Consider the following 12635-nt stretch of genomic DNA (forward strand, 5'->3'; position numbering starts at 1 on the left):
CCGCCCGACGTCGTCAGCGCGGCCGGAACGTGCCCGGCGTGGTGCCGGTGGTGCGCCGGAAAGCCGCCCCGAAGGCGCTCGCCGAGCGGTAGCCGACGGCGTCGGCCACCACGTCGACCTCGAAGCCCCGGGACAGCAGCTGCACCGCGTGCTGGGCCCGCACCGAGGCGACCCAGCGGGCGAAGCTCGTGCCCGTTTCCGCGCGGAACGCGCGGGTCAGCGTGCGAGCGCTGCAGCCGAGAGCGGTGGCCCAGCCGGTCAGCGTCCGCTGGTCGGCGGGGTCCGCCCGGACCGCGTCCACGATCGGCCGCAGCAGCGGCGACGTGGGGAGGTGCACCAGCAGCGCCCGGGGCGACGGCCGCAGCACGTCGAGTGCCATGGCCTCGGTGACGGACCGGGACCGCGCCGTCAGGTCCGGCTCCCCGAGCCGCTCCAGTACGAGCCGCAGCAGCGGCGTGATCTCCACGGCCACCGGAACGTCGGGCAGCACCGACACCGTGCCGTGCCGGAAGAAGTGGGCGCGGTAGGAGGTGCCCGCGACGGCGGAGGCGGAGTGCAGCTGGCCCGCGGGCATCCAGAGCCCCAGCGTCGGGGTGATGCACCACACCTGGGTGCCGACCACGGCGGTGGACGCGCCGTGCTCGTTCCAGAGCAGTTCGTGCCACGGGTGCGAGTGCTCGTTCCAGGCCGTGTCGGCGGCGACGACCTCCTCGTACCCCTTGATCACGAACGAGACGTCCACCTCGCCGGCGGCGAACGTCGGCAGTTCCCTGGTGACACGCATGAGCCCAGGCTAATCGGGACCGCCGGACCTGCCGCACGCGTCCCGGGGCCGTCGGCACAGGGGGCGTCCGCCTCAGGCCGGCTTGCGCCAGACGGAGATGTGCTTGACCGAGTCGTCGGTGAACGGCGTCCCGTCCCAGTCCGCGACGCGGCGTTCCAGCTCCAGCCCGGCGATCCGCGCCATCAGGTCCAGCTCCGCCGGCCAGGCGTACCGGTGCCGGGAGGCGCCGCGGCGGTACTGGCCCGTGTCGCCGTCGCGGGTGAAGTGGTGGGAGACGAGGAGCTGTTCGGCCAGGTCGAAGGTGTCGAAGCCGAGGTGCCGGTCGGCGACGTCGAACGGCACCGCGACCTGGCCGGGCGGCAGGAAGCGCAGCGGTGGCACGCCCAGCTCGATGACGAACCTGCCCCCGGGCCCGAGATGGCGTGCGGCGTTGCGGAAGCACTCGACCTGTTCGTCCTGGGTGAGCAGGTTCGTGATGGTGTTGTACACGAGGTAGACCAGGGCGAACTCGCCGGGGACGACGGTGGTGGCCATGTCCCCGATGACCACCGGGAGCGTGTCCTCGTCGGTCTTGCGCCGCAGTACGGCCGCCATGTGCTCGGAGAGTTCGATGCCGGTCACCGGCACGCCGCGTTCCCGGAGCGGGACGCCCACGCGTCCGGTTCCGACGGCGAACTCCAGTGCCCGGCCGTCGCCGGCCAGTGCGGTGAGGAAGTCGAGGGTCGGTGCGAGGACGGCGGCCGAGGAGTGCCCGGCCTCCTCGGTGTCGTAGCGGTCGGCGGTCTCTCGGGTCCACAGTTCGCTGCTCGTCACGGGCGGTCACTCTGCCGGGAGCGGACGAGCCGTGTCGACTGCTTTTCTTCCGGCTCGGCCGGCTGCCTTCTGCCCGCTCTGCCGGTGCTACTGGTCCCTCCGGCCGCTTCCCAGGCGGTCCGCCAGTTCGTCGGCCCGCGCGCGGATCAGCCGGCGGACCACGACGGCGGAGCGCGAGGGCCGGCTGTCGGCCCGCTGGACCAGGCTGACCTCGACCGGATCCGCGTCCGCCAGCGGCAGCCACGCCAGGCCGGCCACGGTCTGCCGGGGGTCGAAGCGGGCGAGGAGGCCGACCCCGGCCCCCTGGGCGACCATGGTCTGGACCGTGCGGGCCGACATCGCCTCGACCGTCGCCTCGGCGTCGGGAAGGCGCTCGCGCAGCCGCTGATGCAGTACGGTCCCCGGCCGCATGGTCACGATCGGCCACCGGCCGAGTTCGTCCCAGGTCACGTCGCGCCGGCCGGCGAGCGGGTGGTCGAAGCGGGTGTGGACGCCCAGCGGGGCCGCGAGGATCCGCCGCCGGACGAGCCCGCGCGGTGCCGGACGGCTCGGCGTGGTCACCACGGCGAGGTCCAGGTCCCCGGCGGCCACCGCGCGCTCGATGTCGGCCGACGAGCCCTCGCGCACGGAGAAGCGCAGGCCCGGGTGGTCGGTGAGCAGCCGCCCCACGACCGGAGCGACGACGGTCTCGACGGTCACCGATCCGCCGCCGACGGCCACCCGGCCCTGATAGGTCCCGTTGGAGGCCAGCGCCGCCTCCCGCACGGTGTCCTCGGCCGCCACGAGACGCGACAGCGGACCGACGAGGGCCTCTCCTGCGGGTGTCGTGCGCACGCCCTGTCTGCTCCGGATCAGCAGCACGGCGTCGAGCTCCTCCTCCAGCAGGGTGAGCTGCTGCCCGATGGTGGGCTGGCTGACGCCGCAGGCGGCCGCCGCCGACCGGAGGGATCCCGTGCGCACCGCTTCGAGGAAGTACCGGGCCCGTTCGACTCGCATGCCGGGAGGGTACAGCCGTGCCGTGAAAGCCGTTGCCTTTCACCTCCTGAAGCGTTCGGCGTCTTCCCGCGGCCTGTCCCGGGCGACATCGTGACGCGGGTCACGGTCTTCCGTGGCTTCGCGGTACTCGTGGAAGGAAGAACTGTGTCCGGTCCCCTCAGCGGTGTGCGCGTCCTCGACCTCTCGACGGTGCTCGCCGGGCCTCTTGCCTCGTCCCTGCTCGGTGAGTTCGGCGCGGAAGTGATCAAGGTCGAACAGCCGGGCACCGGCGACCCGGCCCGCGGCTACCCGCCGTTGGCGGACGGGGTGTCCGCGGCCTGGTCGGTCGTGGGCCGGAACAAGTCGAGCGTGACCGTCGACCTGCACCATCCGGACGCGGCGGCCCTGGTCGGACGGCTCGCCGCGACGACCGACGTGGTGGTCACCAACTTCCGGCCGGCGACCCTGAAACGGTTCTCCATCGACTTCGAGGACCTCGTCCTCCACCGCCCCGACCTGGTGATGGTGCACGTCAGCGCCTTCGGGCGCACCGGCCCGTACGCCGACCGTCCCGGTTTCGCGCGGGTGGCGGAGGCCTTCGCCGGACTGACCCATCGCACGGGCTTCCCGGACGGCCCGCCGGTCTTCTCCGGCTATCCGGTCGCCGACGGCGTCACCGGCATCTACGCGGCCTTCGCGGCGACGCTGGCGCTGCGTCAGCGCGACCTCACCGGAGAACCGCAGCTGGCCGACATCGGCCTGTACGAACCGCTGCTGCGGATGATGGAGGACTTCATCGCCGACTACGGCGCGACGGGCGAGAGCCAGGGGCGCCGGGGCAACGAGAATCCCCACATCAGCCCCAACAACCTCTACCGGACGCGGGACGGGCGGTGGCTGGCCCTGCCGGCGTCGACCGAGCAGATGTGGCGCCGGCTGGTCGGGGCGATGGGGGAACCGGATCTCGCCGCCCACGATTCCATGACGAGCCGGATCGAGCACCGCGCGGAGATCGAGGGCCGGGTGGCCTCCTTCGTCGCCGCCCGCGACCTCGTGTCCCTGACCGAGGTCCTGGACCGGGCCGGCGTCGCCCACGGGCCGGTGAACACGGCCGCCGACATCTGTGCCGACCCGCACGTCAGAGCCCGCGGCTCGGTGGTCGAGGTGCCCGACGAGGGCAGCGGCCGTACCCGGCCGGTGCAGGGGTCGGCCGGCAGGTTCTCGGGATTCGAGCAGACCGTGGGACACACCGCACCCCGGCTGGGCGAGCACACGTTCGCCGTGCTGCGGGACCTCGGTCTCGCTCCCGCCGCCATCGACGAGCTCGCCGCGCGCGGCGTCATCTGAACCGGGAGCCGCAGATGTCCATGGCCGACGTCTCCGTCGTCGTTCTCGTCGCCCTCTTCGCGGCGACCCTGTTGCCGCGGTTCAACCTCGGTCTCGCGGCCCTGCCCGCCGCGTTCCTGGTCGGCCTCGCCGCCGACCGCACCGCCGACGAGGTCACGGCGTTCTTCCCCGCCGACTTCTTCGTCCTGATCGTCGGTATCACCGCCCTGTTCGCCGTGGCCCAGCTCAACGGCACCCTCGACTGGCTGCTCGACGGCATGCTCCGCCTGGTCGGCGGGCGCGTGCTGCTGGTCGCCCTGGTCCCGTTCCTGATCGGCGCCGTGCTGACGGCGATCGGCACGCTGCCCGCCGCGGCGACCGCCGTCGTCGCACCCGTCGCCCTCGGCCTGGCCGCCCGCTACGGGATCTCCCCTCTCGTCGCGGCCGTACTGGGCATCACCGGCATCATCAGCGGGCTCCTGTCGCCACTGGCCGTCTACGGCACGAGCGCGCGCCGGCTCGGTGACACGCTGGAGATCGGTCTGCCCGACTCCGCCCCGGTCGTCTTCTTCCTCGGCGGGCTCGTGGCCGGTCTCGCCGTCGCGGCCGGCTGCCTCCTGGTCGGGCTGCGCACCGGCGCGGTGCCCCGGGGCCGCGTCTCCCCCACCGCACCCGGCACCACGCCGGCCACCTCCGTCGCGGGTCCGGCGCAGGCGGGCCCGGAGACGGGGCCGGGTACGGCGTCGAAGGCGGACCCGAAGACGGATTGGGAGACGGCGTCGAAGGCGGGACCGGAGCCGGAATCAGAGGCGGAGGCCACCGGGCGGGCGGTGTCGCCGGCCGCCGCCCGGGTCCTCACCCTCACGTGCCTGGCGGCCGTGGTGGTGCTGTCGGTCGGTTTCGACGCGAACATCGGCTACCTGGGGCTCACCGCGGCGGTGGTCCAGCAGATCGTCCTCCGGCTGGAGCCCGGCGAGATCGTCTCCCGGATCCCGTGGAACATCGTGCTGCTCGTCGGAGGGCTGCTCACCTACGTCGGTCTGATGCAGGACCTGGGCGCCTTCGCCCGGATCAGCGACCTGCTGCGGGTCGAGGGGGCACCGCTGCTGAGCCTGCTGGTCCTGTGCTACATCGCCGGCATCACGTCCTTCGCGGCGAGCTCCATCGCCGTCTTCGCGACCACGATGCCGCTGGTTCCCGCCGTCGTCGCCGAGGGCGCCTCGCCGGTCGGCGCCGTTCTGGCGGTGGCGTTGGCGTCGATCCTGGTCGACATCAATCCGCTGGGCATCACCGGCGGCCTGATCCTCGGTGCGGCGCGGCCCGACGACCGCCCGCGGCTCTTCCGCCACCTGCTGACCTACGGAGCCGTCTCGGTGGTCGTCGGACCCGCGCTCGCCTGCGTGGCCTTCGGCTGGTGGTGACGGGCGGGGTGCCCGGACAACGGCTCCCGCCCGTCCAGGCGCTCCGCTACGGCTTGCGCGCCATCCCGGCGGCGATGAGGCGTTCCCAGACGGTGAGTTCGCGTTCGCCCTCCCAGAGACCGTCGGCCGTACCGGGGCGCCACAGGGGCGCCGGGACGACCCCGGGCTCCAGGATCTCCAGGCCGTCCAGCAGCGCGGCGATCTCCTCGTCGGTCCGCCACCGGCCACGGCCGAAGGTGCCCTGGAGGACCTTCTCCGCCTCGGCCGTCTCCGGATTGTTCCCGGAGCGGAAGTGGCTGACGAAGAAGTAGCTGCCGGACGGCACGTGCTCGCGCCAGTCGCGGACGATCCCGGCGGGGTCCTCGTCGTCGTTGACGTGGTGCAGGATGGCGCTGAACATGACGGCGACGGGACGGCCGAAGTCGATCAGCTCCAGGGTCTCCGGACGGGTGCGCACCTGCTCCGGGTCCCGCACGTCGACCGGCACGACCCTCGTCCGGTCGTTCTCCTCCAGCAGGGCCCGCCCGTGGACCAGCACCTGGGGATCGGTGTCGACGTACACCACGCGGGACTCGGGAGCGTACCGCTGGGCGACCTGGTGCACGTTGTCGGCGGTGGGCAGGCCGCTGCCCAGGTCGACGAACTGCCGCACGCCGGTGGTCGTCACTATCTCGGTCACCGCCCGGGTCAGGGAGGCGCGGTTGGCGAAGGCGATCGCCACCGAACCGGGCAGGTCGCGCTTGAACACGTCGCCGATCTCCCGGTCCACGGCGTAGTTGTCCTTGCCGCCGAGCAGGTAGTCGTAGACGCGGGCGATGCTGGGCCTGGTGCTGTCGATCGACGAACTCTCTCCCGTCATGGCACCCATCCTCTCCCCCAACGCCCCTTGCAGACCACCGTTTCGGCGCCCGACGTCCAGGTCAGCGGGGCTCCGGAGTGCGGTGCGGCTGCCGGGTTTCCTCGGCCTCCGGCTGCCAGAGCGGGTGTTCGCGCTCCGCCCACGCCCGCGTGACCGAGCCGGTGCGCATGCCCCGGCGGGCCTCGGGGTCGCCCATGGCCATGCCGATGTGGCCCGCGAGGACGATGCCAAGGGTGAGGGCCAGCCAGTCGTGGACGAACGTGGCGGCGGTGCGCCACACGAGCGGGGTGAGGTGGGTGAACCACATCATCAGCCCCGTGCCGAGCATGACGAGCGTGGCACCGGCCGCCCAGGCGGCGTAGAGCTTCTGCCCCGCGTTGAACTTGTGCGCCGGGCGGGCGGACGGCCGCTTGTCCCTGCGCAGGACGGCGCGCAGCCACTGACGGTCGTGCGGGCCGAAGCGGTTGAGCAGGCCCAGGTCGGCGCGGAGGGCGCGGGAGCCGAGGGCGGCCAGGACCGGGACCGGGAGCGCGGCTCCGGTCCACTGGTGCACGGTGACCACCAGGGCACGCCGGCCGACGAGTTGGGCGAGCTGGGGGAGGTAGAGGCAGGCCGCGGTGAGGACGCAGACGCCCGCCAGCAGGGCCGTCGCGCGGTGCGCCCAGCGTTCGGCCGTGCTGAAGCGCCGCAGGTGCGTGGGGAGTTGCCGCGGCTGCGCCGGCCGTTCCGGTTCAGGTGGTGGGTTCATCGTCCCGTCCGTTCGAACGTCCGACCCAGGCGTCGACGTCGTAGCCGCGCTCCTCCCAGTAGCCGGGCCGGACCTCGTCCGTGACGGTGATGCCGGAGAGCCACTTGGCGGACTTGTAGAAGTACATGGGCGCCACGTACAGGCGTACCGGGCCGCCGTGCGAGTGGCCCAGGTCCTCGTCCTGCATCCGCAGCGCGACCAGGACGTCCGCGCGGCGCGCCTGTTCCAGGGTGAGGCTCTCCGAGTAGGCGCCGTCGAAGCAGGTGAAGCGCACCGCGCCCGCCGAGGAGCGCACCCCGGCGGCGTCCAGCAGCTCGGACAGGCGTACTCCTTCGAACGGGGTGCCGGGCACCCGCCAGCCCGTGACGCACTGGACGTCGCGGACCATCCGGGTCTGCGGCAGCGCCCTGAGGCCGGCCAGGGTGTACGTCGCCGGGCGGTCGACCAGGCCGTCGACGGTGAGCCGGTAGTTCCCGGCGTCCTTGTGCGGGACGGAGGAGGTGACCGAGTAGTAGCGGAAGCCGCCGCCGTTCGGGAGCAGCCCCGTCAGGCCGGTGGGGTCCCGGTCGGCCGCGCCGCCGAGGAACGCCTCCGTGCCGCGCTGCAGCGCGGGCGCCGCGAGGACCCCCAGTGCGCCGAGGCCGAGTGTGCCCAGGAAGACGCGCCGCCCCACCGGAGCGCCCCGCGTCTCGGGCGGTTCAGAGTTCACCCGTTCATTGGAGCACCCGCCGGCTCCCCGGACCAGTGACCGCCGGTCCGCGTCAGACTTCGGTAATCCTCCGGCGCGGTGCCGCTCCTATAGTGAGGGCATGTCGCTCGCAACGCCTGCCGATTCCCCCGCCGTTGACCCGGCCGAGCTGGTCAAGGACCCGTACGCCGTGTACGCGCGCCTGCGCGAACAGGGCCCGGTGCACGCCGTCACGGGGACGGACGGGCTGCCGGCCTGGCTGATCACCCGGTACGAGGACGTCCGGCACGCACTGGCCGACCCGCGGCTCTCCCTGGACAAGCGCAACGCCGCGCCGGGCGGCTACCGGGGCATGGCACTTCCCCCGGCGCTCGACGCCAACCTGCTCAACATGGACCCGCCCGACCACACCCGCATCCGCCGTCTGGTCTCCCGCGCGTTCGGCCCCCACCAGGTGACGCGGCTCCACGAACCGATCCGCCGCACGGCCGGCCGGCTGCTGGACGCCATGGCGCCCCACGGACGGGCGGACCTGATCAGCGCCTACGCCGCCCCGCTCCCGATCACGGTCATCTGTGATCTGCTGGGCGTGCAGGAGGAGGCCCGCGGGGACTTCAGGTCGTGGACCGAGGCGCTGGTGTCGCCCGACCCGGAGCATCCCGAGCGGGCCGGTGCCGCGGTGCGCGGCCTGCTCGGCTTCTTCGCCCGGCTGATCGCCGACAAGCGCGCCCACCCGGCCGACGACCTCATGTCCGCACTGGTCGGCCTCCGCGACGAGGAGGACCGGCTGTCCGAGGACGAGTTGACCTCCCTGGCCTTCCTGCTGCTGATCGCCGGATACGAGAACACCGTCCACCTGATCGGCAACGCGACGCTCGCCCTGCTCGAACGGCCCGACCAGCTGGCGGCCGTGCGCGCCGACCCCGGGCTGCTGGACAACGCCGTGGAGGAGCTGGCCCGGTTCGACGGGCCCGCTCCGCTGGCCATCCGCCGTTTCGCCACCGAGGACGTGCCGGTCGGCGGCGTCACCGTGCCGGTCGGCAGTACGGTCCTGCTGTCGCTGGCGGCCGCGCACCGCGACCCCCGCCGCTTCACGGACCCCGACACGCTGGACGTCACGCGGGACGTGACGGGGCATCTCGCCCTCGGCCACGGCATCCACTACTGCCTGGGCGCGCCGCTGGCCCGTGCCGAGACGCGGATCGCCCTGTCCGCCCTGTTGGAGCGGTTCCCGGACCTCGCCCTGGCGGTGGAGCCCTCGGAGCTCGCGCGGCGGCCCTCCATGCGGTCCCGGGGCCTCCTCGCCCTGCCGGTGCGCTACTGAGAGGTCCCCAGCGCCCGCGCGCCCGGGGCGTGCGGCGGACGGCTCACGCCGGCCGGCGGACCAGGGGCAGTTCGGCGAGGGCTCGCCAGCCCGTGGGGCCGAGGGCCACCACGTGCAGCGCGGAGATCCATGCGGTGAGCGGCAGCCGGGCGGCTGTCCGCCGGGCGATGCCGGCGGCGGCTTCGGGAGCCGCGCTCAGGGCCACGGTGACGTGGACCGGCGGGTCGGTGCCGAACCGGCCGCCGTACGGGACCTCTTCGGGGAAGGCGGCGCGCACGGCGGTGGCCGCGGCGCTCAGCCCGGGCACCGGTACGCCCACGAAGCCGCCCTCGTGCTCCACCGCCGTCAGCTCGGCCTCGATCCGGCCCTGCGGCAGTGCCGCCCGCAGGCGCCGCAGCGCGGGCTCGTCGACCCGGTCGGCGGCCAGCCAGGGATAGAGCAGCGCCGCGTGCGCGGGCACTCCCGGCCGCACGGCCCGCGCGTCCACCCCGGCGGCCAGTTCCAGCAGTGGTTCGGCCTCCGGCAGCAGCGCCAGTACCGCCGTCGTACCCGTCTCGGCCATGGCTCCCCCTCCCGGTCCCGAGGATGTCATGCGGGCGGAGGGTGCGGGGCTGAGGGTCGGGCCGCGTTCCCCGGCCGCGGTGCCGCGCGTACGGTCGCCCACGCCGCCGTCACCAGCAGCGCGGGGAGCAGCGGGGCCGCGTCGTGCAGCGAGCGTTCCAGCAGTGTGGCGGTGGTCGCGCCGAGGATCAGCAGCGTCGTGTTGCCCAGGGCCTGCCAGTGGACCCGCCGGGCCGTCACCGCCTCGGCGACGGCTCCGGTCAGCAGGCCCGTCAGGTACGCGGTCGGCGCCCGGTCCCCCATCGTGAGGCGGACACCGGCGTTCTGGCAGCCCATCGCCGCCGCCAGCGCGCCCAGCACGGCCGTACCCTGCCCGGCGTCCGGGCCGCCGTCCGCCGCGAGCCACCATCCCGCGACGGACCACAGCAGGAGGAGTTCGAGCAGCAGGAAGCCGGCCGGGCGGCAGCGCCCGCCCCGGTGGGCGCGGGCGGCCGTCCAGCTGCCCGCTGCGGCGCCGAGCACGTAGCAGAGCACGGCGAGGGCGGCCCGGACGCCGAGCGTCGTCTCCGCCCCGCCCAGGGCGACCCCGGTCAGCGCCGAGTTGGCGGTGACCACGCTCGTGAAGACTCCGCCGAGGGCGAGGAAGCCCAGCGCGTTGACGGCGCCCGCGGAGAACGTCAGCAGCCGCGCCGCCCAGGCGTCCGCGCGGTGCCGCGGGCGGGCCGGTCCGGCCTCCTCGACCGCCATGTCTGCCTCCCGAGCGATGCCGGAATCCTCTCCGACCGCGGGGGCGGCACGGGCGGCGACATGCCGGGGCGCCCCTGCCGGCCGGCCCGGTGCACGCGTGCGGTCGGTGGGTGGCGGGAGGCGGGGCCGGCTGCGGGCGGCAGGCGGCGGGCGGCGGGCGGCGGGCGGCGGCGAATTCCTCTCCGGTCGTTCTGGGGAAATCCTTCACGCCCCGTTCGGTCGCGCCGCGCCGCCGGATCTGGACGTTTTCCGTCACGTAAAACGTTCGACGCGGGATGACAACTCACTGACCAGCGGTGATGCAGGATTCCGCCATTGACTGGCGCAAAGTCGCCGGTTAGCTTCATCGGCATGACCCAGGAAGCCCTCGCGGACACGATCGACGAGCTGGACCGCCGCGTCGTAGCGGCGCTCCAGCTCAACGGCCGTGCCCCGTGGAGCGCGGTGGCGCGCTGGGTGGGCGCCAGTGAGACGACCGCCCAGCGACGCTACGCGGCGATGCGCGAGCGCGGGCTGCTGAGGGTCACCGGCACGCTGGAGCTGGACCGTACCCGGGAGGGTTCGTCCATGCTCGTCCGGGTGCAGGCGCGCCCCGGGCGGGGACTGGAGGTCGCGGACTCCTTCGCCGCGAGCCCCGACGTCCGCTTCGTGGCCGTCGTCACCGGCTCGGCGGACCTCATCGTCGACTTCGTCGCCCGGGACAACGAGGAGATGATGCGGATGCTCTTCGCCGACCTGCCCGCGGCGGACCTCATCACGAGCACCGAGGCGGTTCCCGTCATCAGGGCGTTCACCTCGGCCGCGATGTGGGACACCCGGCTGCTTCCGCCGGAGGCGGCCGCCGACCTGCGGCCGGACACGTTCTCCTCCTCGTGCGACCGCACCGACTGGGGCCGGGCGCCACAAGCGCTCACCCCGCTGGAGCAGGAGATCACCACGGCCCTGAGGGAGGACGGCCGTACGCAGGTCAGCGTGCTGGCACGGCGCCTGGACCGCGCCGAGTCCAGTGTCGCCCGGGCCCTGGACCGTCTCATCTCCCGCGGCATCCTCCAGTTCCGCACCCTCGTCGAACCGGCACTCCTCGGTTTCGACGCGGAGTTCATGGTGTGGCTCTCCATCGAGCCGGGCCGGCTGGACGTCGCGGGCCGGCAGCTCGCCCGCCATCCCGGGACGAAGTTCCTCAGCGCGGCGACCGGGCGCTTCAATCTCGTCGGGCACATGGTGCTGCCCCGGCGGGCCGACCTCTTCCGCTACACGAGCGACGTGATCGGGTCACTGCCCGGGCTCCTCTCCTCCGACGTGACGCTGCACCTCGTCACGATGAAGTACTCCTGGCACCGGATGGTCCGCCCGGCCTGAGCCGACGGCCCACCGCTCCCCACCACCACCCGGCACAGCACGGCCGCGACGCGGCCCTTCACACCGCTCACTCCCTCCCCCGTACCCCCGTGGAGTCACCATGTCCTCAGAAGGCTTCGGCCTGCCCAAGGAGAGCTGGCGCTGGCCCGAGACCGCCTGGCGCGGTCACGTCGACGCCGTCCGCGCCGGACGGCGCCTGGTTCCCGACCGCTGGCCCGGCGGCGCCCGCGTCGCGGTCGCCCTCTCCTTCGACTCCGACCACGAGACCATCCCGCTGCGCGACGGCGAGACGAGCCCCGGCCGCCTGGCCCAGGGCGAGTACGGCGCGCGGGCCGGCGCCCCGCGGATCCTGCGGCTCCTGGAGCGCTACGGCGTTCCCGCCACCTTCTTCATGCCGGCCGTCTCGGCGCTCCTCCACCCGGAAGAGGCCCGCGCCTACACCCGGGACGGGCACGAGCTGGCCGTCCACGGCTGGATCCACGAACGGAACATGCTCCTGGACCGCGAGGAGGAGCGGGAGCTGACGGCGCGGGCCCTGGACACCCTGACGACCGTGACGGGGCAGCGCCCGGTCGGGATCCGGACCCCTTCCTGGGACTTCTCCGACTCCACCCTCGACATCATGCTGGAGCTCGGTTTCGCGTACGACTCCTCGCTGATGGCCGACGACGAGCCGTACGAGATCGTCGCCGGCGGGCGCTCCACCGGCCTGGTCGAGATCCCGGTCGACTGGATCCGGGACGACGCCCCGTACTTCACGATGGACCGCTACGGCTCCGTCCGCCCCCACAGCCGGCCCCGCGGGGTCGGGGAGATCTGGCGCGACGAGTTCGACGCCGCGTACCGCGACGGCGGCGTCTTCCAGCTCACGCTGCACCCGCACGTCATCGGCCACCGCTCGCGGCTGGTGGTGCTGCGCGAACTGCTCGACCACATCGCCTCGCACCAGGACGTCTGGTTCGCCACCCATGCCCAGCTGGCCGACGCCGCGCGCAGCATGCTGCCCGGCTCCGGCCCAGACCGTCCCTGA

Annotated in this window: 13 protein-coding genes; 5 read left to right on the forward strand and 8 right to left on the reverse strand. The window is 73.6% G+C overall.

Features of this window, described 5'->3' with window-relative positions:
• Positions 1 to 13: 13 nt before the first annotated feature.
• From IG94_RS0106420 to IG94_RS39620, 3 genes are all read right to left on the reverse strand, one after another.
• Positions 14 to 784, reverse strand: a complete 771-nt coding sequence (locus IG94_RS0106420) for an AraC family transcriptional regulator (protein WP_031032279.1) — start codon at positions 782 to 784, stop codon at positions 14 to 16.
• Between the two features lie 72 nt (positions 785 to 856).
• Positions 857 to 1597, reverse strand: coding sequence for a class I SAM-dependent DNA methyltransferase (locus IG94_RS0106425; RefSeq protein ID WP_031032281.1), 741 nt, complete (start codon positions 1595 to 1597; stop codon positions 857 to 859).
• Between the two features lie 87 nt (positions 1598 to 1684).
• The gene (locus IG94_RS39620) at positions 1685 to 2593 is read right to left on the reverse strand and encodes a LysR family transcriptional regulator (protein ID WP_031032284.1); all 909 of its coding nucleotides are present in this window, start codon (positions 2591 to 2593) and stop codon (positions 1685 to 1687) included.
• 144 nt (positions 2594 to 2737) lie between these two features.
• Between IG94_RS39620 and IG94_RS0106435 the strand changes: the two genes are divergently transcribed.
• Positions 2738 to 3919, forward strand: a complete 1182-nt coding sequence (locus IG94_RS0106435; protein WP_052410568.1) for a CaiB/BaiF CoA transferase family protein — start codon at positions 2738 to 2740, stop codon at positions 3917 to 3919.
• A 14-nt stretch (positions 3920 to 3933) separates the two neighbouring features.
• Entirely contained in the window at positions 3934 to 5319 is a 1386-nt protein-coding gene (locus IG94_RS0106440; protein WP_031032288.1) for an SLC13 family permease, read from the forward strand.
• 46 nt (positions 5320 to 5365) lie between these two features.
• Here the strand turns inward: IG94_RS0106440 and IG94_RS0106445 are convergent, their stop codons facing one another.
• The 3 genes from IG94_RS0106445 to IG94_RS0106455 all read right to left on the reverse strand — a co-directional run bounded on the left by IG94_RS0106445 (position 5366) and on the right by IG94_RS0106455 (position 7635).
• Positions 5366 to 6178 carry an SAM-dependent methyltransferase gene (locus IG94_RS0106445; RefSeq protein WP_043483029.1) on the reverse strand — a complete coding sequence of 271 codons (813 nt, stop codon included), beginning with the start codon at positions 6176 to 6178 and terminating at the stop codon, positions 5366 to 5368.
• 61 nt (positions 6179 to 6239) lie between these two features.
• Positions 6240 to 6926, reverse strand: a complete 687-nt coding sequence (locus IG94_RS0106450) for a cytochrome b/b6 domain-containing protein (protein WP_052410569.1) — start codon at positions 6924 to 6926, stop codon at positions 6240 to 6242.
• Positions 6910 to 7635: a molybdopterin-dependent oxidoreductase gene (locus IG94_RS0106455; RefSeq protein ID WP_031032295.1), complete on the reverse strand. Its 726-nt coding sequence runs from the start codon at positions 7633 to 7635 to the stop codon at positions 6910 to 6912. The genes IG94_RS0106450 and IG94_RS0106455 overlap by 17 nt, the downstream gene beginning before the upstream one ends.
• A gap of 100 nt (positions 7636 to 7735) precedes the next feature.
• Between IG94_RS0106455 and IG94_RS0106460 the strand changes: the two genes are divergently transcribed.
• The gene (locus tag IG94_RS0106460) at positions 7736 to 8938 is read left to right on the forward strand and encodes a cytochrome P450 family protein (protein ID WP_031032297.1); all 1203 of its coding nucleotides are present in this window, start codon (positions 7736 to 7738) and stop codon (positions 8936 to 8938) included.
• Positions 8939 to 8981: 43 nt separating this feature from the next.
• On the opposite strand, the gene IG94_RS0106465 is transcribed toward IG94_RS0106460, so the two are convergent.
• The gene (locus IG94_RS0106465; protein ID WP_031032299.1) at positions 8982 to 9500 is read right to left on the reverse strand and encodes a 2'-5' RNA ligase family protein; all 519 of its coding nucleotides are present in this window, start codon (positions 9498 to 9500) and stop codon (positions 8982 to 8984) included.
• Positions 9501 to 9526: 26 nt separating this feature from the next.
• The gene (locus IG94_RS0106470) at positions 9527 to 10246 is read right to left on the reverse strand and encodes a YoaK family protein (RefSeq protein WP_078892183.1); all 720 of its coding nucleotides are present in this window, start codon (positions 10244 to 10246) and stop codon (positions 9527 to 9529) included.
• Between the two features lie 351 nt (positions 10247 to 10597).
• On the opposite strand from IG94_RS0106470, the gene IG94_RS0106475 reads away from it, so the two are divergent.
• Positions 10598 to 11605, forward strand: a complete 1008-nt coding sequence (locus IG94_RS0106475) for an Lrp/AsnC family transcriptional regulator (RefSeq protein WP_031032303.1) — start codon at positions 10598 to 10600, stop codon at positions 11603 to 11605.
• Between the two features lie 100 nt (positions 11606 to 11705).
• Positions 11706 to 12635 (forward strand): polysaccharide deacetylase family protein, encoded by a 930-nt coding sequence (locus IG94_RS0106480; protein ID WP_031032305.1) that lies wholly within the window; start codon positions 11706 to 11708, stop codon positions 12633 to 12635.

This window comes from Streptomyces olivaceus (assembly GCF_000721235.1).
In the GTDB taxonomy this organism is placed as follows: Bacteria; Actinomycetota; Actinomycetes; order Streptomycetales; family Streptomycetaceae; genus Streptomyces; species Streptomyces olivaceus.